Source organism: Pseudomonas sp. JV449, assembly GCF_032424295.1.
In the GTDB taxonomy this organism is placed as follows: Bacteria; Pseudomonadota; Gammaproteobacteria; order Pseudomonadales; family Pseudomonadaceae; genus Aquipseudomonas; species Aquipseudomonas marginalis.
This window is the reverse complement of record NZ_VYKD01000015.1, coordinates 265895-288911: the sequence shown is the minus strand read 5'-3', so window position 1 is coordinate 288911 and position 23017 is coordinate 265895. Positions and strand designations below refer to the sequence as shown.

At 55.0% G+C, this 23017-nt stretch carries 22 protein-coding genes and 1 pseudogene; 4 read left to right on the top strand and 19 right to left on the bottom strand.

The annotated features are described in order from the left end of the window. Positions 1-9: 9 nt before the first annotated feature. The 4 genes from F6S08_RS15160 to F6S08_RS15145 form a co-directional block, all read right to left on the bottom strand. Positions 10-1689, bottom strand: a complete 1680-nt coding sequence (locus tag F6S08_RS15160) for a DUF1302 domain-containing protein (RefSeq protein WP_065926047.1) — start codon at positions 1687-1689, stop codon at positions 10-12. A 128-nt stretch (positions 1690-1817) separates the two neighbouring features. After that, the gene (locus tag F6S08_RS15155; RefSeq protein ID WP_065947821.1) at positions 1818-2942 is read right to left on the bottom strand and encodes an FAD-dependent oxidoreductase; all 1125 of its coding nucleotides are present in this window, start codon (positions 2940-2942) and stop codon (positions 1818-1820) included. Positions 2943-3120: 178 nt separating this feature from the next. Further along, positions 3121-3483: a Rieske (2Fe-2S) protein gene (locus F6S08_RS15150; protein ID WP_065926045.1), complete on the bottom strand. Its 363-nt coding sequence runs from the start codon at positions 3481-3483 to the stop codon at positions 3121-3123. Between the two features lie 15 nt (positions 3484-3498). Beyond that, entirely contained in the window at positions 3499-4437 is a 939-nt protein-coding gene (locus tag F6S08_RS15145; RefSeq protein ID WP_315871819.1) for a VOC family protein, read from the bottom strand. Positions 4438-4763: 326 nt separating this feature from the next. Here F6S08_RS15145 and F6S08_RS15140 point away from each other — a divergent pair, with 326 nt between their 5' ends. After that, positions 4764-5675 (top strand): LysR family transcriptional regulator, encoded by a 912-nt coding sequence (locus F6S08_RS15140; RefSeq protein WP_065926044.1) that lies wholly within the window; start codon positions 4764-4766, stop codon positions 5673-5675. Positions 5676-5894: 219 nt separating this feature from the next. Then, the gene (locus F6S08_RS15135) at positions 5895-7052 is read left to right on the top strand and encodes an alpha/beta hydrolase family protein (protein ID WP_315871818.1); all 1158 of its coding nucleotides are present in this window, start codon (positions 5895-5897) and stop codon (positions 7050-7052) included. Between the two features lie 184 nt (positions 7053-7236). On the opposite strand, the pseudogene F6S08_RS15130 reads toward F6S08_RS15135, so the two are convergent. From F6S08_RS15130 to thrC, 14 genes and pseudogenes are all read right to left on the bottom strand, one after another. Further along, positions 7237-7481: pseudogene (locus tag F6S08_RS15130) on the bottom strand (amino acid ABC transporter permease); the annotation flags it as partial. Positions 7482-7579: 98 nt separating this feature from the next. After that, the gene (locus F6S08_RS15125; protein WP_065926042.1) at positions 7580-8758 is read right to left on the bottom strand and encodes a M20 aminoacylase family protein; all 1179 of its coding nucleotides are present in this window, start codon (positions 8756-8758) and stop codon (positions 7580-7582) included. A 180-nt stretch (positions 8759-8938) separates the two neighbouring features. Beyond that, positions 8939-9442, bottom strand: a complete 504-nt coding sequence (locus F6S08_RS15120) for an Lrp/AsnC family transcriptional regulator (RefSeq protein WP_065926041.1) — start codon at positions 9440-9442, stop codon at positions 8939-8941. Between the two features lie 12 nt (positions 9443-9454). Then, complete coding sequence (locus F6S08_RS15115) at positions 9455-10216, bottom strand: ABC transporter ATP-binding protein (RefSeq protein WP_065926040.1); 762 nt, start codon at positions 10214-10216, stop codon at positions 9455-9457. A 52-nt stretch (positions 10217-10268) separates the two neighbouring features. Continuing rightward, entirely contained in the window at positions 10269-10979 is a 711-nt protein-coding gene (locus F6S08_RS15110) for an ABC transporter permease (protein WP_065926039.1), read from the bottom strand. Next, positions 10976-11704 carry an ABC transporter permease gene (locus F6S08_RS15105; RefSeq protein WP_065926136.1) on the bottom strand — a complete coding sequence of 243 codons (729 nt, stop codon included), beginning with the start codon at positions 11702-11704 and terminating at the stop codon, positions 10976-10978. The genes F6S08_RS15110 and F6S08_RS15105 overlap by 4 nt, the downstream gene beginning before the upstream one ends. 52 nt (positions 11705-11756) lie before the next feature. Beyond that, positions 11757-12521 (bottom strand): transporter substrate-binding domain-containing protein, encoded by a 765-nt coding sequence (locus F6S08_RS15100; protein ID WP_315871857.1) that lies wholly within the window; start codon positions 12519-12521, stop codon positions 11757-11759. 195 nt (positions 12522-12716) lie between these two features. Further along, on the bottom strand, positions 12717-13034 hold the full coding sequence (locus F6S08_RS15095) for a multidrug efflux SMR transporter (RefSeq protein ID WP_315871817.1): 318 nt from the start codon (positions 13032-13034) through the stop codon (positions 12717-12719). Between the two features lie 182 nt (positions 13035-13216). Next, on the bottom strand, positions 13217-14419 hold the full coding sequence (locus tag F6S08_RS15090; protein WP_315871816.1) for an aminotransferase class I/II-fold pyridoxal phosphate-dependent enzyme: 1203 nt from the start codon (positions 14417-14419) through the stop codon (positions 13217-13219). A 38-nt stretch (positions 14420-14457) separates the two neighbouring features. Beyond that, positions 14458-15993: an amino acid permease gene (locus tag F6S08_RS15085; RefSeq protein WP_315871815.1), complete on the bottom strand. Its 1536-nt coding sequence runs from the start codon at positions 15991-15993 to the stop codon at positions 14458-14460. 101 nt (positions 15994-16094) lie between these two features. Further along, on the bottom strand, positions 16095-17513 hold the full coding sequence (locus tag F6S08_RS15080) for an aldehyde dehydrogenase family protein (RefSeq protein ID WP_065926034.1): 1419 nt from the start codon (positions 17511-17513) through the stop codon (positions 16095-16097). A gap of 2 nt (positions 17514-17515) precedes the next feature. Beyond that, positions 17516-18565: a homoserine dehydrogenase gene (locus F6S08_RS15075; protein WP_065926033.1), complete on the bottom strand. Its 1050-nt coding sequence runs from the start codon at positions 18563-18565 to the stop codon at positions 17516-17518. A gap of 128 nt (positions 18566-18693) precedes the next feature. Continuing rightward, a complete protein-coding gene (locus F6S08_RS15070; RefSeq protein WP_065926032.1) occupies positions 18694-19131 on the bottom strand; it encodes an Lrp/AsnC family transcriptional regulator in 438 nt (145 codons plus the stop codon). A gap of 14 nt (positions 19132-19145) precedes the next feature. Next, positions 19146-20546, bottom strand: a complete 1401-nt coding sequence (thrC, locus tag F6S08_RS15065) for a threonine synthase (protein ID WP_315871814.1) — start codon at positions 20544-20546, stop codon at positions 19146-19148. 239 nt (positions 20547-20785) lie between these two features. On the opposite strand from thrC, the gene F6S08_RS15060 reads away from it, so the two are divergent. Continuing rightward, on the top strand, positions 20786-21268 hold the full coding sequence (locus F6S08_RS15060) for a DinB family protein (protein WP_315871813.1): 483 nt from the start codon (positions 20786-20788) through the stop codon (positions 21266-21268). A 206-nt stretch (positions 21269-21474) separates the two neighbouring features. Here the strand turns inward: F6S08_RS15060 and F6S08_RS15055 are convergent, their stop codons facing one another. Then, positions 21475-22170: a B3/4 domain-containing protein gene (locus tag F6S08_RS15055; RefSeq protein ID WP_065926029.1), complete on the bottom strand. Its 696-nt coding sequence runs from the start codon at positions 22168-22170 to the stop codon at positions 21475-21477. 160 nt (positions 22171-22330) lie between these two features. Here F6S08_RS15055 and F6S08_RS15050 point away from each other — a divergent pair, with 160 nt between their 5' ends. Continuing rightward, the gene (locus tag F6S08_RS15050; RefSeq protein WP_065926028.1) at positions 22331-22933 is read left to right on the top strand and encodes a helix-turn-helix domain-containing protein; all 603 of its coding nucleotides are present in this window, start codon (positions 22331-22333) and stop codon (positions 22931-22933) included. Positions 22934-23017: the final 84 nt, after the last annotated feature.

The following is a 23017-nucleotide window of genomic DNA, read 5'->3' as shown; positions in this document are numbered from 1 at the left end:
CAAATCCTCTTAGAACGTGGTCTTGACGGAGAAAGCCAGGTAATCCCGATCCTTCAGCGACTGCTTGTAATTGAACTGGTTGGCGGCGTTGAGGCTGGTGTCCTCGGGACCGTAAAAGTGGGTGTAGGTCAGCCCCACCGTCACTTGGTCCAAATAGGTGGCGGAGACGCCGATGTTCATGTCCCCGCCTCTGTCGGGGCCGAACCCGCTGATCACAGCCGACTTGCCCATGGGGAAATAGCTGATGCCCAGCGGCACGCTGATATCCACGCCCGGAAAGAACTGGCGATAGGTGGGCGTGTAAACCAACTTCAAGCCCAGGCCATCATCAGTGGCGTTAGGGTCTAGGGCGGCGCGGTTCCTGGTTACGGCGAGCAGGCGGTTCCAGGCGATTTCCCCTACCAGGCTGGCTTCATTGGCGACGAAGGAAGGGCCCAGCGATGCCAGGACGTTGAGGTTGACGTGGGCCGTACGGCCGACGGCATAGAGGGCGTCGTCGTTGTTGTCCGCCTCGGCGCCCGGCAGGACGGTCTGGGCGTTGGACACCAGCGGCATGTTCCAGCGCATCGATGCCTCGCCGGCAAAGCTGTACTCGTTCACGGAGGTCGCGAAACTGGCGCCCAGGACCCGGATATCTTCCGGGTAGACCCAGGAATATTCGCCGACTTGCCCGGTACTGAAGTTCGGCCCGGTGGCATTCGGCTTCAAGTACAGCGTTGGGGTTTTCTCGTGATATTGAAGTGCGTACAGGCCGTAATCCGTCGTCCCGGTGTTGTACTTGAGCTGCAGGCCGCCCTGGCCGGAACTCCTGGCTTTCTTGTCCTTGCCATGGAAAAACGCAGCCGGGCTGTTGGCATTACCGCCGAGGAAATCCGGGAACGGCCCGCCGGTGATCAGCCGTTCATTGCCGTCGCCGATGGTATCGCTGGTGGAGAAATAGCTACCGGCGCCCGGCAAGCGGGTGGCTTCCCACTCCAACTGGTAGAAGGCGCCCAATGACACATCGTCGGTTAGTTGGTAGGCGGTCGAGAGCTGGTTGACCGGTCGGGTGATTTCCTTGAATTGGGTGTTGGGCACCGATTGCGCCTTGACCACGTCCACCGGCGCCATGGCTCCGGCAATGCCGTTGCCGCCGAAGAACAGGCTCTCGCCCCAGATCAGCCCGTGGCGCCCGGCGCGAACCGACAAGGTACGGTCGGCCAGCTCACCGTTCCAGTAGACGAACGCATCCAACAGTTCACCGTCACCGCCGTGCAGTTGACGGGTATCACTGGTGAACTCGTTGAAACCCACCGAACGCTGGTTGGCACTGGCCGCGTCGTTGTTGTCGTTGCGGTCCTGGTAGACAGTGTCGTACCAGGCCGCACCGCTCAGACGGGCACCAAAGTTGTGAAAACCGATGTCCAGTTCGGAAAGAATATCCAGGCGATTGGAGATCAGGCCCTTGCCGAAGTTGTGATCACCGTCATTCTGGTTCAGCGCCGTCTGCCCCTCGCTAAGCTTGCTGCTGGGCTCCTTCAGGCGCCAGGCCGCGCTGTACTTCAGCGTGTTGTCCCAGCGTAAGCTGAGATCGGGACTACCGGTGTCGATCTGAAAGGCCTGGGCAGCCGAAGCGCCAAGCCCCAGGCTGGCCGCAAGGGTCAGGGTGAAGGGGACGCGCCGCGACGCAGCGAACTTGCGAGTAGCCATCGAAGTAACCCTCTTTATTGTTGTTGTATGTCAGCTCTTCTGGTGGAACGGCGCCCGCAGTCGAACCGGGCCAAGCCTGCACAGGCATGAAGCATCCATGGGAGAGCAAATTCAGTTTTGCCGGCGCCTCAGATAGGCGCTGCCGTGACGTCGAGCATCCGCCTGACCAGGCCGATCCGGTCGAAGCTGCTGTCGTGGGCCATTTCCTTGTCACCGGCCAGCACCGAGCTGTCGCTGATGAATTTGCAGCGCTCATAACGGCGCGCCATAAAGCGTTGGAGCTGCTGTTCGAGGCTGCCGCCGGCGATCAACTCTTCGCCAAGCACGACAGCATCTTCAATGGCCATGCCGGCCCCTTGGCCCAAGTGCGGCGTCGTGGCATGCACTGCGTCGCCAATCAACACGACACGGCCGCGGTACCAGGGCTCGCTGACGAACAGCACCTCCAGCGGCTTGTAGACCACCTGGTCGCTGTCGGTTATTTGCTCGCGCAGTTCGCCGATCAGCCCGGTGAAACCACTCAGGCGCTGGCGCATCTGGGTCGCCAGCGTGGCAGCCTCCATCCTGGGGTTGGCGGGCTCATGGGAAGTCACGAACAGGTACATCTGGTCGCGGCCCAGCGGCACCAGTCCGGCGTTACCGGCAGGTCCCTGGAAGGTGGCCAGATGATCAATTCCAGCGGCACGAGGAAAGTTGTAGCGCCACACCGATTGACCGGTGAAGCGCGGCAGGTACTGCTCGCCAAACAGCAGACCGCGCAGGTGGGAGTACAGGCCATCGGCGCCGACGACCAGGTCGTAGCGACCGCGACTGGCATCGGTGAACAGCACATCGACGCCCTCGCCCATCTGCTCCAGCGACTCGACACTCAGGCCCAGACGAACCGAGACGCCAAGGGCAGCAACGGTTTCGCTGAGGACTTGATGCAGGGCCAGGCGCGAGATGCCGACGTTGGCTGGATACTCGGGCCCCGCCAGGCGCTTGCCGGGAATTCGCGCCAGTTGTTCACCGGCGGTGGTGTTGATGGTCACATCCTCGAACGCGTAGGCGGCATCCAAGTAGCCGTCCAACACACCCAGCTTGGCCATCTCACGGACGACGTTACTCTGCTGGATGATGCCAACGCCATAGACTGTCCACTGCGTCTTGAGCTCGACAAGATCGACTTCGATGTCCTGGCGACGCAAAGCGATTGCCGCACATAGACCACCGATACCACCACCGACGATAAGCACCTTTTTCACTGCGTTCATGCTCGTCTCACTCTTATTCTTGTTATTCACGCTAGCGTTCTGCCGGAGCGATCCCAGGCTTGACCACCGGCTGTGTTTGCACGCATTCGCTACCGCGTTGTGTTCACTTTCTCGGCAAAGCAGGCGTTTGACTAATCGCATGTAGGGATACGATGTATCAGCTACCGCGATACGTTAATCAGGATGCATACGCCTCCAACTGATCCGCTTCGAGCACCAGCCAATCGGCCTCTGCATGCCATTGCAGTGCGCTCAGGCTGTCCCCCAGGCACGGCCCGTAGACGCACAGACCACTGTCCGGAAGGAACCGGGCACCATGGGCGTAACAGACGATCTGGCGGCCATCGACGCTGAGAAAACGATCCTTGCGGTACTCCAGGCGCACCTCCAGGTGCGGACAGCTGTTGCGATAGACCCGCACTTCGCCGTCATGGCGCAGGGCGAACACACTGTCCTTCCCCGTGCCCAGGGGATCGAACCCGCGGGCCTGCCCTTCCACCAGTTCATCCAGGCAACAGAGCACCAGGGCCTCGTGACTCATGGACAACCTCCACACTCAGGCCTGCTTGGGCGGAGGGCCGCTCGGGAACCATTTTTCCCGGGAGGTGAACAGGAACAATTGCGAATTATCCGCCGACAGTGGCGCCTGGCGCGCTTGCCAGGCGTCATCGTGCTTGTCCATATCGGCGTCGTATTCGATGTGACAGCCCAACGGACTGTTGAAGTACCAGAACCAGTTGGAACCGAAGAGATGGCGGCCCGGCCCCCAGAAGCTGGTCCAGCCTTGCTGCTCGAAGCGACGTCCGGCCAGCAGGACTTCCGTGCCGCTGCCCATGTGAAAGGTGAAATGCTCGCAACCCTTCATGTGTGGCGGTGTCTGGATCATGAACAGGCAGTGATGGTCATCGGAACCGGCCGGCCGCATGAACGGACCCGCGCCGACAAAGGTGTCGGTGGTCACGAAGCCCAGGCGCTGGTAAAAAACCTCGGCCTTGGCTGCATCCGGCACGAAATACACCACGTGGGACAGGGTACGCGGCAAAGCCTGCATATCGGGGCTGATGCCCGGCTGGTTGACCGGCCGCTGGGGGACATGGCCCGGTGCGTTAGTCAGGTCGGCGGGCGCGCTGTACGCACGCCGCACGCTGATCTGGAAACCAATGGCAAAGCCCATATCGTCCACGCTGTGCACGGAGCCATCGGCACCGCGGGTCACCGGGCGGTCGCGCCCCAACTCATCGGCGATGGCCTCGAGGTCAGCCACGCCGGCCACGCCATAAACGGTTTCCCGAATCGAGGGAGCAGGCCCGATGGCCAGCGGCAAACGAGCATCGTCTGCATGACGGATAATCACCGCCGTGCCGTCGAGGGCTTCAAAACGACCGCCCTCGCTGTCGACATCGACAGGGCGCAGGCCGTAGTCACGCAGGCAATGGGTACAGGCTTGAATATCGTCGACGCCAAAAATCAAGGCATCAAGGCCAATGATGTTCATTGAGTTACCACTCCATTGTAATTATTCAGCGCAGGCCAGCACCCCGCTTATGGGAACCGTGCCAGGCGGAGCGCTGCCGAGGCGGGTCTTGAAGTCGATGAAGCGTCACGCCAACCGACTGTGGGCCGATACTGAAGGGGCAAAAACCCACTGACTAATCGCTTGTCGGGATGCGACCTATCGGCAAATGCGATACCTGGCTGCGCGGCGCAAGTGACATGGAAAATCGAACCAGGCGTCGTTCGATTCATCCATTCACGGGACTTGACGCCGCGATAGGAAGGCCGGAAGGTATTTACAAAATAAATACAAGAATCGAGACCGCCATGCGCTTCAACCACCTGGATCTCAATCTCCTGGTGGCGCTGGATGTGTTACTGGAAGAGCAGAACATCACCCGCGCTGCCGAACGCCTGCACATGACTCAATCCGCCACCAGCGGCGTACTGGGCAGGCTGCGCCTCTACTTCGAAGATGAACTGCTGGCGCAGGTCGGGCGCAAGATGCAGCCCACGCCCTATGCCCGCGAGCTGGCGGCGCCCGTACGCCAGGTGCTGCTGACGATCCAGTCCTCGATCACCGCCAAACCGGTGTTCGATCCCGCCACCAGCAAGCGCCATTTTCGCCTGATCACTTCCGACTATCTGATCAGCGTCCTGTTTGCCCGGGTGATCCAGAAGATCTCCCTGGAAGCCCCGCACATCACCTTCGAATTGCTGGGTCCCGGTGACACGTCCACTGAGATGCTGATGCGCGGCGAGGCCGATATGATGATCGTGCCTGAGCGCTACCTCATCGAAGGCCACCCCTCGCAGCTGCTGTTCGAAGAAGAGCACGTTTGCGTGGTGTGGGACGGCAACACCCAGGTGGGCGACAGCATCACCCTCGATCAGTACATCGAGATGGGCCATGTCTCGGTGATTTTTGGCCGCAACCGGCAATTGAGCGTCGAAGAGTGGTTGATGAGCCAGTATGGATTCACCCGTCGCATGGAAGTGGTGACCCATGACTTCAACACCCTGCCGCAGTTGATTGTCGGCACCCAACGTGTCGCCACCATGCTCCAGCGCATGGCCAGGCTCTACGCCAACTACCTGCCGCTGCGCATCTTGCAGCCTCCGGTGAAAATCCCGGTGATGCGTGAGTTCATGCTCTGGCACCGAACCATGGAAGGAGATCCGATGCACCGTTGGTTGCGGGCGAAAATCAGTCAGATCATCAACAAGCTGGAGCAGTAGTCGCTCCCGCTGCTCGGCGGCGAGCCAGGATTCATGCGCGCGCCGAGACTCAAGCCAATGGCGCATGTGCGCCCTATCGCCGTTCGCAATACCTCCCATCCTGACTCGCGATTGGCCAAACAATGGGCCTCACCTTAGCCTGCTTCGAACCGTCAGGTCTGGCGTACCCCGCTCCGGATTTGGCCGCCTGCCTTTGCTTGCACAAGGACAATAACAATCATGTTTCGCTACTTCCCGACCAACTACGTGTGGAATCTTTCCGTCGACCTGGCCATTGAAATGGGCGCCCGCATCGGCGAAATCGAGGAAATGTGCGCGCCGCTGCAAGAAGCCGCCAAACAGCCGGATGCCGCCGGCAGCAAAGCCTTCCGTGAAACCTGGGCGAACATGGCCGACAAGCTGTGCGGCCTGGCGGAAGAAGACGAAGGCAAGGGTCGACTGTTGTCTGCCGGTGAAAAATACAACCGCGCCGCGACCTATTACCTGAGCTGCGAACGCCTGCAGGCCCACGGTGCACCGGGCCGCACGGAGCTGTACCAGCGCTTTCTGCACACCTTCCAACGGAGTATCGAACTGGCACGGGAAAATTGCGAGCGCGTTGAAATCCCTTACGAAGGCAAACACCTTTCCGGTCTGCTGGTCCGTGCCGAAGGCGTCAGCGGCCCAGCGCCGATCCTGGTGCAGGTCAATGGACTGGATTCCACCAAAGAAATGAAATACCGCGTCGGCCTGCCCGCCTGGCTGGCCAAACGTGGCGTGTCATCGTTGATCATCGACCAACCCGGGACGGGCGAAGCGCTCCGGCTACATAATCTGACTGCGCGTTTCGACAGTGAGCATTGGGCCAGCCGCGTGGTGGATTGGCTGGAAACCCGCGACGATGTCGACGCCAAACGCATCGGCCTGGAAGGTGTGTCGCTTGGAGGCTACTACTGCCCGCGCGCGGTAGCCTTCGAGCCGCGCTTCGCGTGCGGCGTCGTATGGGGGGCCAACCATGATTGGCGTGATGTGCAGAAACGTCGAATGGAAAAGGAAGGCAGCTTCCCGGTGCCGCATTATTGGTCGCATGTGTCTTGGGTCTGGGGTGCCAAGGACACGGACGAGTTCATGACCATCGCCGAGAACGTTCATCTGGACGGCATCCTGGACCGCATCAAGGTGCCCTTCCTGGTCACCCACGGAGAACAGGATTCGCAGATTCCATTGAAGTGGGCCCACCGCACTTACGAACAGTTGGTCAACAGCCCCAAACGCGAACTGAAAATCTTCACCGAACGTGAGGGCGGCGTGCAGCATTCGAGCTTCGACAACAGTATCAATGCCGGCCAGTACATCGCCGACTGGGTGGCTGAGGTACTCGGCGGTCGTACTGCATGACTATTCGTTTCAAACTTGAGCAAACGCTCGTTGCGGAAATGCTTCTGTGCCGGGCAGCGCCTATCGCTCTGGAATCGATGACCCGCCACTACCGTTAAAAAAGCTTCCCCGTCTGGCCTGCCGCAAAATCTTCGCAACGGCCAGATGGGGAAGCACACAGCATGATGGGACAGCTATCGAGTGGATAGGTGTCCGCTTCGGTGTAGTCGATCAGGTGTTGAGCGATGCCGAAACCTGCACTGCAATCAAGGAAGCTGAAGCCCGGGGTAAAGCCCACACTTCTGGAGGTTGGTCTGGGTACTGTCGAACAGAAACAAGCCGATTGCTACGATGGCAATAACGGCAATACTCTGGAATAGCCATGCACGCACTTTTGGGATCAGTCCAGACTGATCCACATGGTCGCGAGCCATCTGCAGGAGTTTGCATAGGACCCTCTCCATCAGCACGCTGGCAGAATACGATGGAGCAGGGTAAAGAAAAAATGGTGCTGGATCGGTTAGGTACTGCACCTGGTCTCGACCGACTCAAACCAGAAACTGTTCAACTAACCGAACCCAGTAACTAGCCCCAGTCCCCAGGCAGTCATCGTTGAAGTCGTAGCCTGCGTTATGCACCATGCACCCCCCCTCCCCATCACCATTACCGATAAAGAGATAGCTGCCAGGACAATGCTCAAGCATCACTGCAAAATCTTCACTGGCAGCGATGGGTGCCATGTCTTGAATCACCCCTTCTTCTCCCAACCAATCTACAGCGACCTGACGGGCAAACGCAGTAAGCTGAGGATCATTTATCAGGGGCGGCAATGATTCTCCCCTATCAACCTCCACACTGACACTGGCGCCGAAGCTAAGCGCCTGAGCTTGGGCAACCTGAACAATCCGCTTGAGAAGGTCAGCTCGAACGTTAGGCTTCAAAGCGCGAACGCATAGTTGGAGTACCGCATGCCCCGGAATAACGTTGGGCGCCTCACCAGAATGAAAGGAACCCACAGTGATAACCGCCATCTCCAGAGGATCCGTATTGCGCGACACAATACTTTGCAGCGCCATGACAATTGCCCCTCCAGTAAGTATGGGGTCAATGGCTTTATGTGGCATTCCTCCATGCCCACCCATACCATCAATTCGAATTTCAACAGTATCAGTAGAGGCCATGAACGGCCCGGCCCGAAAACCCAACTTCCCTACTGGCAACCCAGGCATGTTGTGCATGCCGAACAACGCATTACAGGGAAATCGCTCCAGGAGACCATCATCCAGCATTTTCTGCGCGCCCCCATCGCTTTCTTCGGCAGGCTGAAAGATGACCACCAGCGTACCGTCGAACTGCCGGCTGTTGGCTAGGTGCTTCGCGGCAGCCAGCAGCATTGCAGTATGGCCGTCATGACCACAGGCATGCATGGCACCTGGATGCTGGCTCGCATACGGCAATCCAGTCTGCTCCAGAATCGGCAACGCATCCATATCTGCCCGAATACCAATGATCTTACGTCCACAACCATGCTGCAAACGCCCTACGACACCGGTCCCCCCAAAACCACGATGCACCTCAAATCCCCACGACTGGAGCTTGGCAGCAACCAGATCTGAGGTTTTGAACTCCTTAAGGCTGAGCTCCGGATAAGCATGAAGATGGCGGCGCAACTCAATCATTTCAGCTTCAATGGCACGGATACCAGGCAGCATGGGTCGAACGATCATGGACTTCACCCGTTTCAGAGAAGGGAGGCTCGCCTGCAAAGTGCGAGAATATAAAATTTCTTCAACGTTAAGTGCTGCGAGCTCTGCCCAATCATAGGGAGGCAGAAAGCAGTACTTTATGACTGAACTTCTGATTGGCAATCATCATGGTTTATCCATAGGCTTGGAGTGTTGTAATTGTTATTCGATACCAAGGTGCGTCGATGAAGGCTTGATGACGGCCAACTCTGGATAGGCCGCCAGTTTCTCGATATACAGCTCAGCACTTTCCAACCAACGTTCAGTGAGCGAGCGGAAATGCCCCATATCCCGGCAACGCATGCGTAGACAGTAATCAAGCGCACCACTGATGAGCTGGCACTCAATGACTTGCGGGCAAGCAACGGCTACGGCTTCAAACGCCTTTTGCCCGCAGAGCCCCTTGCCATCAGCCAATCCAACCAGCACCAGCAGAGATAAACCAGGTGAGAGCTTGTGCTCGTCGATGAAGGCCCCATAGCCACGGATGACCCCTAGCCTTTCCAGCTTACGTACACGTTGCTGGCAAGGGCTCTCACTCAGGTTCACCAATGAGGCGAGTTTTTTATAAGTGATACGCCCGTTATGGCGCAGCACATCAACGATCGCCTCGTCGATACGCCCCAACGTTGCAACAGCCATCTGGGTTTCACTTGCAGTTTTCATACAGAAGGTTTTTCACTTCAGCCCATTAGACAAAAATTGTTGCAGACGCTCACTGCGCGGGTTATCCAGGATCTCCGGCCCGCCTTGCTCTTCGACAAGCCCCTGATGAAGAAACAGCAGTTGGTTCGAAACCTTGCGGGCAAATCCCATTTCATGGGTCACCATGATCATGGTCCGCCCTTCTTCTGCGAGCCCTTGGATGACTTTCAACACTTCGCCCACCACTTCAGGGTCCAGCGCAGACGTAGGCTCGTCGAACAGCATGACTTCAGGCTCCATCGCAAGTGCGCGAGCAATGGCCACCCGTTGCTGTTGCCCCCCGGACAGAAACGCTGGGAATTGATCGGCAACACGGGCAGGCAGTCCCACCTTTTCCAAGTATCGCCGGGCACGATCTTCCGCATCTTTTTTGCTCACACCCAGCACCCGCCGAGGAGCAATGGTGATGTTGTCCAACACGGTCAGGTGGCCCCACAGGTTGAAGTGCTGGAACACCATGGCCAGGCGGGTGCGCAATCGTTGCAATTCACGGTCATCCGCCACGCGCAGCCCCAAATGGTTTTTGACCATGCAGATCGGTTTGCCATCCAGACTCATGGCACCGTCGTTGGGTGTTTCGAGAAAATTAATGCAGCGCAGGAACGTACTCTTTCCAGAGCCACTGGCGCCGATCAGGCTGATCACGTCGCCTGTTTTGGCATGCAGGGATACGCCCTTGAGCACTTCATGGCTACCGTAACTTTTGTGTAGCCCTTCAACAGTCAATTTGTACATGTTTGCAGTCATCCTCTAACGCGGATTGGAGCAGCAGTGTCAGCTACTGGGCTCAGTGAGTCGGACCAAGAAAAGCCAACCAGTGACGCTCGGCGATTCGAAACAGGCCGACCAGGGCAAAGGTCACCGCCAGGTAAATCAATGCCGCAATCCCAAACGATTGAAAGGTCAAGAAGGTCGCGGAGTTCGCGTCGCGGGCGACTTTAAGAATGTCCGGCACCGTTGCGGTGAATGCCACCGTGGTCGAGTGCAGCATCAGGATGACTTCGTTGCTGTAATACGGCAGCGAGCGACGCAAGGCTGATGGCATGATCACAAACGCATAGAGCTTCCAACCTGAGAGGCCATAAGCTTTCGCAGCCTCAACCTCGCCATGGGCAATGTTGCGAATTGCCCCTGCAAATATCTCCGTGGTGTAGGCGCAAGTATTCAGGGCAAAAGCAAGAATGGTGCAATTCATCGCATCGCGAAAAAACGCATCAAGCACAGGTTGTGTTCGTATGGCAGCCAGGCTGTAGATCCCCGTGTAGCAGATCAACAACTGAATGTAGAGCGGCGTCCCCCGGAACAGATAGGTGTAGAACTGCACCGGCCAGCGCACATAAAACCTGGGCGACACTCGAGCGATGGACAGCGGAATCGACACAATAAAGCCGATGAACAGTGAGGCACTGAGCAGCCACAAGGTCATGGCCAGCCCGGTTATTTGCTGACCATCGCTGTAGAAGAAAGGCCTCCAGTACTCCTGTAGAAGTTCAATCATCGCACCGCCTCCCTTGAACCTGCTGCGTAGTGCCTTTCCAGGTAGCGCAGTACAACATTGGAGAGGCTGGTGATGACCAGGTACGTCAAGGCAGCGAGCACCAGGAAAAAGAACAACTGGTAGGTGCTTTTCCCCGCATCCTGGGCGGCTTTTACCAGGTCAGCCAAGCCAATGATCGAGACCAGTGCAGTGGCCTTGAGAATGACCATCCAGTTGTTGCCAAGCCCAGGCAAAGCGAACCGCATCATTTGCGGGAACATCACGAAGCGAAAACGCTGAGTACGGCTTAACCCATAAGCCGTGGCCGCTTCGACCTGGCCGCGAGGGACTGCCAGCATCGCGCCGCGGAAGGTCTCGGTGAAATAAGCACCGTAGATGAAGCCAAGGGTGATAACCCCCGCGACAAAGGGGTTGATCTCTATGTATTCCCACCCCAGAGCCACTGTAATCAGGGTCAGCCAGGTTTGCAGGCTGTAGAAAATCAATAACATCAGTACCAGATCCGGCACCCCCCGGATCAGTGTGGTGTAGAGCTGCGCTGGCAGACGTAGTAGCTTGAGGCTGGACAGTTTGGCGCTGGCCCCGATCAGCCCCAGCAGCACACTCAGCGCCAGGGAAGAAAGGGACAGCTTGACGGTCATCCAGGCGCCTTCGAGCAGTAAAGGGCCAAACCCCTTCAGGCTGAATGCAGAGAGCCCCAGCACGCCTAATAGTGTGTCGAACATGATCAGCAACCTATAGCGAAAAGCGCCCATCCAGGGGGTGAGCGCCGGGTGGTTATTTGCCGCTGTAAAGATTCAGATCGCCGAAGTGCTGCTTCTGGATCGAATCGTAGGTGCCATCTTCGTGCAGGGCCTGGATCGCTTTATCGAGCAATGCCTTGAGTTCCACGTTGCCCTTGGCAACGCCGATGGCGGTTTTGGAGGGAAGATAAGGGCTCTCGACGGACGGGCTGATTTCGTAATCGGCACCCTGCGGCGAGTTGAGAAAACCTAACTGGGCCTGTAATGCGTCCTGCAGGGATGCATCCAGCCGCCCCGCTACGAGGTCGTAATACACTTGGTCCTGGTTCTGATAGGACTGAATTTTAACGCCTGCTTTATCCAGAACAGCTTTTGCATAGGCTTCCTGGATGCTGCCCTGGAAGTAGCCGACCGTTTTACCCTTGAGTGACGCTACGTCTGCGTTGAGGCCCGAACCTTTTTTGAACACGTAGGCCGTGAACCCAGAAAACAATTCATTTGAAAAGTCGATGGCTTTTGCGCGCGTTGGCGTCACTGTCATGGATGAGAGAATACCATCGAACTTACCGGCTCTGAGGCCTGGGATCAGACCGTCAAAATCGCTCTCGACCCAGATGCATTTAACTTGAAGTTTGGCGCAAATCGAATTACCCAAATCAATGTCAAAGCCCTTGAGGCTGCCATCAGCCGCTTTCGACTCGAAGGGCGCGTAGTTAGCATCCACGCCAAAGCGCAGGATTGTGTAATCTTTGGCCCACGCCACATTCAAACACAGTGGAAAGAGCGCGATAAAACACATTTTTCTTAGCGAGTTCATATGTACATCCCTAGGTATTGTAATTGGATTCAAGGGCAGTAAAAATTCTATAGCTGAACACATAGCTCCGTAAGTTATTATTATGAGGCGATCGCCTTATTACCAACACTACATTGGCAATGCCACTTCAGAGAATATGGCAAACTGATCAATTTCATGAGCAAAATGCTCGAAAATTTATGTCGAAGCCACTTTCATCATGACCAGACCGGAAATAATTAAAATCGCGGCAGCTACTCGCAGAATACTGGCTGGCTCTCCGAGAAAAGCGATGCCAACTAAAAAAGCGCCAACCGCCCCGATACCCGTCCAGATCGTATAAGCGGTGCCTAGCGGAAGACTTTTCATCGAGAAGGAGAGCAGCGCGAAGCTGGCTACCACCATAACCAAAGTCACAATGGTGGGTACTACGCGTGTAAAGCCCTCAGATTGTTTCATTGAAAACGCCCAAACCACTTCGAGCAGCCCAGCAACAATCAAGCTTATCCAAGCCACAATTAATCCCCCTAAGCCCCGTTAACTAAAAATCACCTTTCTCGTTTCAGGCAAGATTCGGCAACACATGCGAAAATTTATCTAAAATTAAAAAGACCCCCGTATGTACGGGGGTAAAGACGGGTTGACCAAACCCTGTGCGTGATACTGTAAGACAAAAACCAATAATCAAATTTGCCAGGTCATTTGAACGTTTCATCCAAGGCCAGGCAAATATCTTTAATCAGATCATCTGCGTCCTCAAGCCCCACCGATAAACGCAAGTGGCCGTACTCCTGAAATTCCTTGGGATACTTGTCAAAGCCGCCACGACCCTCAGCGCCTACATGAACAATGAGCGTCTCATCATGGCCCAGTGAAACGGCAGACGTAATAATGCGCAAGTTAGAAACAAAGCGATTTTGGGTGTCTGGATCACCTTTCACTGCGAAGGCCATCATTGCCCCAAAACCACGACCGGCAAATTGCCGCTGAGCTAATTCATGCTGCGGATGAGAGGCAAGCCCGGGGTAATAAACATAGGCAATACGGTCATCTGAATCGAGATACACAGCCAGTTTTTCCGCATTGCTCAGGTGCTGTTTCAAACGCAAAGGCAGGGTGACTGAGCCCCGCATGATTAACCAGGCATTGAACGGCGAGATGGTTGCCCCAAGGTCAACCAGTGCATCGTGCTTGATGTGATTCATCATCTTGGTAGAACCCAAGACCACACCGCCCATCGAGTCACCATGACCGTTAATGTATTTGGTCAACGAATGAACAACCAGGTCTACACCATGCTCACTGGCACGGAAAAAAGGTGGCGGTGTAAACGTCGCATCTACAGAGATCAACGCGCCCTGAGCGTGCGCAATCTCGGCCAAGGCAGCAATGTCCGCGACCTTGGTCGTAGGATTCGCGATCGTTTCAGTGTGAAGCAGCTTTGTATTGGGCCTGAATGCCTGCCGGACAGCGTCCAGATCGCCCATATCTACAAACGTTGCTTCAATACCATAGCGCTCAGGCAGAAGCTCGGCGAACAACCGCCATACGGCTTCATAGGTGACATCACTCACAAGGACATGGTCACCACTTTTCAAAAATGTAAAAAACACTGCATGCAACGCAGCTACGCCGGTTGCAAACACAACACTAGACTCAGTCCCCTCAAGTGCTGCGAGCTTTTTCTCCAGGCACACTTGGTTGTGCCCTTGGTTACGGGTATACACAAGGCCATCTGGGCTGGACCAATCCATTGTCGAAGGATCCTCCGGCAGTAGATAGGAGTTGGCCATGACTAATGGCGTACGCACCGCGCCGGTCGTCGCGTCGATTACGTTACCCCCATGAACAGCCAGTGTGGCTGCAGATAGCGTGGTCAGATTTTTCTTGTCAGGACGCATGGGTCTATTCCTCCAAAGGGCATTGTCGTTGTGCTTGTTCAATTTTGAAGTGGAGTACCTGAGTGGCGGAGAGCCTGATCAACAGGGACCAAATCCTGGTTCTCATCGAATACCAGTGCCCCTGATTCAATCCCACGCACACGGCCACGTACCATGTACCAACCGACTACAAGCACTGCGGCGTAGATGGGCAGCGAAGCAATTGAATACGTCCCTACGGGATAATCCATCGCAATCAGTACCAGCACCAAACCAAAGAAAATAAGCGTGGCGTAACCACTGTACGGAGCGAAAGGCATACGAAACTGCGGTCGTTCCAACTCCCCAAGCTGGGCATACTTGAAAAGCTTGATTTGGCACAAAATGATCGTTGACCATGAACCAATCAGCATCACAGCGGTGAGGGTCAATGCAATTTCGAATGCTTCCCCGGGAACAATTGCATTGAGAAAGACCCCGATCAGGGATGCGACGGTTGTCAGCATGATGCCGGCGAATGGAACCCCCTGACGATTCATCTTCGCCAGAAAACCAGGCGCTGAACCACTGATGGCGAGGGACCTTAGTACTCGACCGGTTGAATAGATGCCCGCATTCAAAGATGAAACAGCCGCCGTGATGAGGACCATATTCATAATGGCGTCCGCGCCCTTGATTCCCAGTGAGCCAAAAAAGGTTACAAATGGACTGACACCTGCTGAATAGGCTGTGTGGGGGAGTAGCATTGCCAACAGCAGTATGGAGCCTACATAGAAAACAATGATGCGGAACACCACTGCACGAATGGCCTTCGGCATGACTTTAGCAACATCCTGGGCTTCACCCGCGGCAGTACCGACTAACTCCACACTTCCGTAGGCGAATATCACCCCTTGGATCATGATGACTGCGGGCAAAAGCCCTGCTGGAAACCATCCGCCATTGTCGGCGATGAGTTGGAATCCAACTTCATGTCCCCGAAGTGGCGTGCCAAACAGGACCATATACACGCCTATACCTAGAAAGGTAGTCAAGGCAGCCACTTTGATCAGGGCAAACCAGAACTCGAGTTCCCCGAAAATCTTTACCGACACCAAATTAATTGCGGTGACGAGGGCTAACGCGGCAAGTGCAAGCAACCACTGCGGAATATCGCCCATAACGGGTAGATAGGCCTTGAAGAAGTTCAGATAGAGCGCGATGGCAGTAAGGTCAGCAATCGCTACCATCACCCAATCGGTCCAGTACATCCAACCCACTGTAAACGCCCATTTCTCCCCATAAAATTCTCGAGCGTAAGAAACGAAAGAACCGGATGAAGGCCTGTACATCACAAGCTCGCCCATAGCTCGAATGATGAACCAGGCAAAGAAACCACATAGTGCAAAGACAAATACTAGAGAAGGCCCCGCCTCTGCGAGACGCGCTCCGGCGCCCATAAAAAGCCCGCTGCCAATCGCACCACCAATGGCTATCATCTGGACCTGGCGCGGCTTGAGCACTTGTTGGTAACCCGATTCCTCAGCGCTGAAGTCTGTTCTTCGAGCGACACGGGATGCCTGCTCGGGCGCAGGATTAAAATCGCTGATACTCATCTCTGTTACCTTTTTATTTTTATTCTGAACGCGACTCTTCAAGGCAGAAGAGTCTCGCCAAGGATCGCACTGAAGCGTCAAGTCCTGCAGGAGCGACTTGTTTAGTTCTCACTCACGCCGTTAATGCACACCACTTTGGGTTGCGTCATATCTTCATAGGCGAAACGCACACCTTCGCGGCCCATGCTCCCGTACTTGAAACCACCGAAAGGCATTGCGTCGAATCGATAGTCCGAGGAGTCGTTGATCATGACGCCGCCCGCTTCAAGTCGCTTGGCTGCCTTCATCGCAACATTCAAATTACTGGTGAAGATCCCCGCGTGCAGGCTGTATTCAGGTTCGTTGGCAAGCGTCAGGGCCTCGTCCAGGGAACCAATGCTCTGAAGTATCACGACAGGACTGAACACTTCCTCGCACCACAGTTTGCAGTGGCGGTCGACGCTTTCCAGAACAGTGGGCGAATAAAGCGAACCGTTACGTACATTGCCGAACAGCAGCGCCGCGCCTCTGGCAATCGCGTCATTCACTACTTCTTCAGCATGCTTGGCTGACGCCTCAGTAATCATAGGACCGACATCCGTCTGATCATCTGCAGGATTACCCACGATCAACTGACTGGTTTTCTCAACGAAGCGCGCCTTGAACGCTTCGTAGAGTGGCGCCTCGATTAAAATCCGCTGAGTACCAATGCAATTCTGCCCGGCCGCCCAAAAAGCCCCCGACACACAAGCGTCGACTGTTTCATTCAGATCGCAATCAGCCATCACGATAACCGGGGCATTTCCCCCAAGGTCCATCGCCAGCTTTTTAAGCCCAGCCGTGCGCGCGATTTGCTCCCCGGTAACGAAACCACCTGTGAAAGACACCATACGCACCGCACGGTGTGCGACCAGGGCCTTGCCCAATGCAGCCCCTCCTGTGGCGACTGTTACAACAACAGGCGGCAGGCCAGCCTCGATCAGGCAATCCACCAGCTTGATCGCCGAGAGTGGTGTGAGCTCGGACGGCTTGAGAACAACCGCGTTCCCGCCCGCAATGGCAGGGCCCAACTTATGGGCGACCAGATTGAGGGGATCGTTGTAAGGAGTAATCGCGACGATTACACCCAGGGGCTCGCGAGTGAACCATCCCTGGCGAGATTCGGATCCCACATAAGCATCGAAAGGGATCACTTCGCCCGCATTGCGCTTGGCTTCTTCCGCCGACAACTTCAACGTATTGACGCAGCGCAATACCTCTTTCTTTGCCTGCTTCAGTGTTTTGCCCGACTCCGCCACAATCAGTCGGGCAAAGGCGTCCTTATCACGCTCAACCGAGAACGCCGCCTGTTCCAATATACGTGCACGTTCGTGTCGTGGCAGGTCCTTGGCAATCAACGCACCCAAAATAGCGGTGTCGACTATTGTGGTGGCGGATGAAGCAGGCATGTCGACCACCTCACCCACTTTGCTACCGTCAAACGGGCTATGCACAGTGATCGCTTTATAATCAGCAGCCAGTGAAATACTCAAGCTATTCATGATTACTTACCTGACTGGGTTTTGTGCTTGTGAATGCTCACAATATCGGCGAGTAGAGCGAAAGCCGTTTCAAAACGACCCGCACCCGCGCCCACCACAGTGACAGGGCCAAGAATGGCGGTATTGAAAGTGATGGCGTTGGTAGCCCCGCTCACACCGGCAAGTGCGTCAGTGGCGGGCAATAACTGCGGGCTCACGGAGGCATAAATGGAGCCATCACTCAGCTTTTCTGCGCTGCCGATAAGCTTCCATCGAGCATTGGCTTTTGTCGCTTCGGTAATGTCCTGGGCGGTAATCTCGGAAATACCCTTGCACAGGACATCGCTAGGCTTGAGCTTTGCGCCGAGTAACTCATTCGCCAAAATGACGACCTTTAGACGAACATCATGCCCTTCCACATCGGCTGTTGGATCTGCTTCGGCATAACCTAGCGCCTGGGCCTTCGCAACAGCACTGGAGAAGTCCAGCCCCGTCTCCATACTGGAGAGGACAAAGTTCGACGTGCCGTTGAGAATTCCTTTGAAACCGCTGATTTCCGAGCCTGCGAGAGATTCCTTAGCCAACCGGATAACTGGCGTTCCGCTCATGACAGAACCTTCGAACTCAAACTGAGCACCGGTGCTTTGGGCAAGCGCCTTCAAACTTTGCGCATGCAGCGCCACTGGACCTTTGTTGGTAGTCACGACGCTGATGCCCTTCTCCAGGGCCCAACGGCAGAACGTAGTGGCTGGCTCGCCGTCCACGGGATTGGTAAATGTAGCCTCAGCAACGATATCGGCACCCGCAAACCGAATGACGGACTCATTGGCAGGTTCATCACTGCCGCCTCGCAGGGCTTTGAGACTGCCTTTGGCTGCAGGCACCGCGGCCAGCTCATGAGCATCCAGACCGTCTTTGTTGATAACCGAGCCAAGAAAGAGATCACTGACGCCGATAATCTTCAGAGTAAACCCCAGCTCATCTGCCCAGCGCGAATTCTTATCAGCGATAAGCTGAGTCAGCGCGCGGTTGACGCCACCGAAGCCAAGCAAAGCAATTTTATATTCAGTCACGACAAAGATCTCATTGTTATGTTTGGGTGCTGAAATAGTAAGTCGCCAACGCATTTTCACGAATATGGCAAACAGAACGTAATTGCGAGCAAAATGCTCGTTCGGCAGCGCACTTTGCTTTATCCATACTACTTGGTGCAGGATAAAACGAAGGACGTCACAGTATTTAGGACGCCTGGCAGCGCTGAGATTTCACTCCAAACTCTATGGATACGGTCTGAACTCATCGCCTCGACCGTCAATACAATATCAAGGTCGCCGCTCATCACATTGCATGAAATAACCTCAGGCATCGCTATGACAGAACGAACAACGTCAGCATCACGCATTCTATCTTTACGATAAACGAAGATTAAAGCGTTGATCGGCCCAGCATCCGCCGAGGGCATTCCTTTAATAATCGTATACCCTCTGACGTACCCATCACGCTCCAATCTTTCGATTCGCAGCCTGACCGCATTCCTCGACAAGTTAACTTTCATCGCAATGTCATTGTGAGCCAGCCGCGCGTTACGCGTCAGCTCTTCCAATATTTTCTCGTCAACCTTATCTAACACACGTTTCATCTCTAACTCCAAACTTATAACGAGCGAGACTCCGTGTCTGTGGACAACGTCCCGATGAGCTGCTTAAGAGCGCCAACATCGTTAGGGATTGAAACACATCGATAATCAGGCCCAGGAAGAGCGCCGATCCCTTTGATGACCCCCAGCGCATCTGTTTCATCAGCCGCTGCGGCACTCTTGGAGGGATGTGTCGTCGCCAGACAGATCATCGGGATAAGCAAGCTACGCCTACTGGCACGCGCCGCTCGCAAACCAATTGCAGTATTGGGGCTGATCAGATAACCACTTTGCGCAAACACCTCATGAATGGTCCGGAAAGCATCTGCGTCCTCCACGGCCAGCGAGTCGAAAAGCTTACGTGCCTCCAACCATTCATCTTGCTCTAACTGAATCGAACCCTCCCCCTCTAACAACTCCATATTCCTGGCTACTTTTTCTCCGCGGCGGTTAAGAATACTCCACTGCATGCGTTCAAAATTCGAGGCCAATGAGACGTTCATACTAGGCGTATTAGTAATACGAATCTCACTTCGGCTATAGAGATTAGTTTGCAGAAAATTATGCAATCCCGCATTGACATTGGTGGCAACGATCAATTGCCGAATCGGCAACCCCATTTCCCTGGCAATATAACCCGCGTATAACGCTCCGAAATTGCCGGTGGGCACACTGAAGGCTACTGCCCTGTCAGGCGCGCCTAATTGAAGTGCTGAGTAAAAATAGAAGGGAAGATGTGCAAGCACTCGCACCCAATTCACGGAATTGAAGGATATCAGTTGCTGCGTTTCGGTATTGTGTTTGAAGAACTGTTCGCAGAGGCGATGACAATCGGAATAATCCCCTTCGACAGCAACATTAACTATGTTTTCTTCACCCGCGCTCAATAAGCGGCGTCTATGCTCTTCCGTTATTCCTCTCGAGGGATGCAGCACAATAACGGTCACACCTTGCATACCGGAGAAGGCTTTTATAGCCGCAGCGCCTGTGTCTCCACCGGTGCAACCTACAACAAGCGCTTTCTTGCCAGATCTCAACAAGTCGTGCCCAACCAGGCGAGCCATCAATTGGAGACCAAAGTCCTGATAGACGCCAGCTGGCCCATGAAACAATTCCAATATCCACTCGTTGCTCGCCGTTTGGTAAAGCGGTGCAACCGCTCTGCTTTTGAAGCAGTCGAACGTTTCCTCGAGAATCTGAGGCAGCTGATCTTGAGGTATCCAACGGCCTACAAACGGCTCAATCACGTGACGTGCCAGTTCATGGAAAGGCAGCCATTCCAGCTTGGAGAGATCTTCCCTTTTGAAGTGAGGAACCTTGAGAGGAACGAATAACCCTCCATCCGGGGCATACGCCCCCATGAGCACACCACCAAAGTCGAATGTTTTGCCGGGTGTCCGCGTACTGACGTATTTCATAACTTGAGACACCCTCTCGCAATCTCTGAGCTAGCCGCCTCTCTGGCGGTGCCCTGCTGAAATCCAACACCACGATTTAAATCGCTTGTCATCCAGCTTCCATCTATTGACTATAAAAGTCAATATAGTGACCATTGCATTTATCCACCAGCTTTTTTCAGCCAACCGCAACGAAGTCTCTGGCGCTACCTCGCCAGGTAGCGCGGGACACCTGTCAGCTAGAAATCAGGGAGAACACCATGAGCGCCAAAAACCTTCTGCATTCGCTTTACCAGTACAAGGCATGGTCTGAGGAGGAACTATTCAAATACTTGAAAGCCTCAGCGGCAAAATCCTATCCAGACGAAATGGCGAAAGCGATGTATTGGCTCAACCACATCAACATTGTTGATCAGTTGTTCATCGCCAGACTGAAAGGAAAGCCGGACGAATTTGACTCCGTCGTGACCGACCAACCGCAGAACTTGAGTCAGCTTGAAGAGCAATTCTCCAAGGCGAATCAATGGTTTGTCGAATACACCAAAGCCGTCACGCCAGCGGAACTGGCTGATCACGTGACGTTTACTTTCAAGGACGGAAAGCCTGGCAACATGACTAAGGAGCAAATACTGGCGCATGTGCTATCCCATGGCCTGCAACATCGGGGGAGTGTCGCAACGATCTTGCCAGGCGAGATCCTGCAGGATCACAAGGACCACTTCACAACGTTTTTGAAACGCTAGAAACCTGCGCGCTTGCCACATGGAGCATGATTGGCAAGCGCCCTCTTTCTAAGTAAGAAGCCAGGTTCAGCTCAGCTCCAGCTCGTCGATCACAGCGGCAATTTGCTTACGCCCTTCTCATCCACGCCCTGTTCATTCATAGGCGTCAAGGGAAATGCGCTAAGGCCGGTAAATATCATTCATGACTCCAGGGTTTCGTCTTTTGACTAATTAGATCCAGGACCAATCAGTGAGCTTTCAATTTGAACGCCTGGCATCATCAGTTGCAGGCCTTCGATAAGCTTGTCGCCTGCCTCTGTCAGCGCTTCAAGAGGCATCGCCGGCAAACTTTCCAGAATGAACCACATCTGTTTTGCACCAGAACCCAGGCGTGTTCTGACACCTTGCCGCCAATTCCAACGACGGCATGTCACGCCTTTATCATCCCGCCATACCACTTCGCCGGCGTCTGGATACTCGTGAGCGGGAGCGCCTTCTTTCACGGTGTCAAAAGGCTCGGTACCGTCTGCGACGACGAGCCGCGGAGTGCCCACATAGGCGTCTATATTTTCCCCGCCTACAGGGATCGCGTACTCGATACTGATGGCATTGTAGAGGTCAACGATGGGGTCCAGGCTCGGTAAGCTGCCGTCTCGTAGAACACGCTTGCGCAATGCTTCAGCCGAGCAAGGCGTGCGTTGTGGCTTGGCCCCAAACTTTCGGAAGGTCTCAGCCCAGGCTGCCAGATGCGCCTCTCCCCAAGCGGGCCCGCTTGCCAACACTGCCTGGCAAGCGCGGTCCAAGGCCTCTTGAGCGACACCAGGGTTGGTCAGGGGCGCAGCCTTCACAACGATACTCAGCGCCCGGAAGCCCGGTGCCAAATCTGCAACAGATTGGTCAATTAACGGCAGTACGGACAGCATCAAAAACCTCCAATGATCTACATGTGGTTTCATGCTATCCATTAGCGACCAAATAAGTCAATATATCGACTATACCAATAAGATCCCGCCACTGAGCAGATTGACGACACCAGCAGCAAGCGTCGAGAATCCCTCCAACTCTCTCTCATGACCCTGAACAATGACCCTAAACAACGTTATATCGACCACGCCCGGCGCCGATGCTCAGACTGTGGGCCTGGCAGTTGCGCGCACGCTCAAACAGGCACGAAAGAATCAGAAAATCACCTTGGATGAGCTATCTCGCCGCTCAGGCGTAAGTAAAGGAATGGTCGTCGAAATTGAGAAATGCACGGCTAACCCGAGCATAGGCATCCTGTGCAAAATCGCCGCCGCGTTGGGGCTTTCTGTTGCAGACATCGTCAATGTGACAGACGCCCCTGCTGCCCATATGATCGACAGCCAGGAGATCCCCACTCTCTGGACTGGTGATCTGGGCGGGACAGCCCGTCTTCTTGCAGGGACCACAGGGCCTAACATGATTGAGCTGTGGCGCTGGGAAATGTTTCCAGGGGAGTCCTTTTCGTCACAAGGGCATCCTCAGGGCACAATTGAATTATTTCATGTCGAGAAAGGGACGCTTAAATGTGTTGTCGGGGACACTGAATTAGTCATCCACGCAGGTTGCTCAGCGGTCGCAAAAACAGATGTTCCACACTCCTACGCCAATGCGGGTAGATCCAAGCTGGTTTTCACCATGTCAGTTACAGAAATTCACCAGTGAGCAAACCTCCAGCTTATGAGAGCTGGCAATCCCGATCGGACAGCGCTAATTGTCACCCTACCGAATCGCTTCAATGTTTCCCAA

What these genes read in the sequence shown, in the direction of transcription:
- F6S08_RS15160 (WP_065926047.1), bottom strand. Translation starts at nt 1,689, where the DNA reads ATGGCTACTCGCAAGTTCGCTGCGTCGCGGCGCGTCCCCTTCACCCTG.
- F6S08_RS15155 (WP_065947821.1), bottom strand. Translation starts at nt 2,942, where the DNA reads ATGAACGCAGTGAAAAAGGTGCTTATCGTCGGTGGTGGTATCGGTGGT.
- F6S08_RS15150 (WP_065926045.1), bottom strand. Translation starts at nt 3,483, where the DNA reads ATGAGTCACGAGGCCCTGGTGCTCTGTTGCCTGGATGAACTGGTGGAA.
- F6S08_RS15145 (WP_315871819.1), bottom strand. Translation starts at nt 4,437, where the DNA reads ATGAACATCATTGGCCTTGATGCCTTGATTTTTGGCGTCGACGATATT.
- F6S08_RS15140 (WP_065926044.1), top strand. Translation starts at nt 4,764, where the DNA reads ATGCGCTTCAACCACCTGGATCTCAATCTCCTGGTGGCGCTGGATGTG.
- F6S08_RS15135 (WP_315871818.1), top strand. Translation starts at nt 5,895, where the DNA reads ATGTTTCGCTACTTCCCGACCAACTACGTGTGGAATCTTTCCGTCGAC.
- F6S08_RS15125 (WP_065926042.1), bottom strand. Translation starts at nt 8,758, where the DNA reads ATGATCGTTCGACCCATGCTGCCTGGTATCCGTGCCATTGAAGCTGAA.
- F6S08_RS15120 (WP_065926041.1), bottom strand. Translation starts at nt 9,442, where the DNA reads ATGAAAACTGCAAGTGAAACCCAGATGGCTGTTGCAACGTTGGGGCGT.
- F6S08_RS15115 (WP_065926040.1), bottom strand. Translation starts at nt 10,216, where the DNA reads ATGTACAAATTGACTGTTGAAGGGCTACACAAAAGTTACGGTAGCCAT.
- F6S08_RS15110 (WP_065926039.1), bottom strand. Translation starts at nt 10,979, where the DNA reads ATGATTGAACTTCTACAGGAGTACTGGAGGCCTTTCTTCTACAGCGAT.
- F6S08_RS15105 (WP_065926136.1), bottom strand. Translation starts at nt 11,704, where the DNA reads ATGTTCGACACACTATTAGGCGTGCTGGGGCTCTCTGCATTCAGCCTG.
- F6S08_RS15100 (WP_315871857.1), bottom strand. Translation starts at nt 12,521, where the DNA reads ATGTGTTTTATCGCGCTCTTTCCACTGTGTTTGAATGTGGCGTGGGCC.
- F6S08_RS15090 (WP_315871816.1), bottom strand. Translation starts at nt 14,419, where the DNA reads ATGCGTCCTGACAAGAAAAATCTGACCACGCTATCTGCAGCCACACTG.
- F6S08_RS15085 (WP_315871815.1), bottom strand. Translation starts at nt 15,993, where the DNA reads ATGAGTATCAGCGATTTTAATCCTGCGCCCGAGCAGGCATCCCGTGTC.
- F6S08_RS15080 (WP_065926034.1), bottom strand. Translation starts at nt 17,513, where the DNA reads ATGAATAGCTTGAGTATTTCACTGGCTGCTGATTATAAAGCGATCACT.
- F6S08_RS15070 (WP_065926032.1), bottom strand. Translation starts at nt 19,131, where the DNA reads ATGAAACGTGTGTTAGATAAGGTTGACGAGAAAATATTGGAAGAGCTG.
- thrC (WP_315871814.1), bottom strand. Translation starts at nt 20,546, where the DNA reads ATGAAATACGTCAGTACGCGGACACCCGGCAAAACATTCGACTTTGGT.
- F6S08_RS15060 (WP_315871813.1), top strand. Translation starts at nt 20,786, where the DNA reads ATGAGCGCCAAAAACCTTCTGCATTCGCTTTACCAGTACAAGGCATGG.
- F6S08_RS15055 (WP_065926029.1), bottom strand. Translation starts at nt 22,170, where the DNA reads ATGCTGTCCGTACTGCCGTTAATTGACCAATCTGTTGCAGATTTGGCA.
- F6S08_RS15050 (WP_065926028.1), top strand. Translation starts at nt 22,331, where the DNA reads ATGACCCTAAACAACGTTATATCGACCACGCCCGGCGCCGATGCTCAG.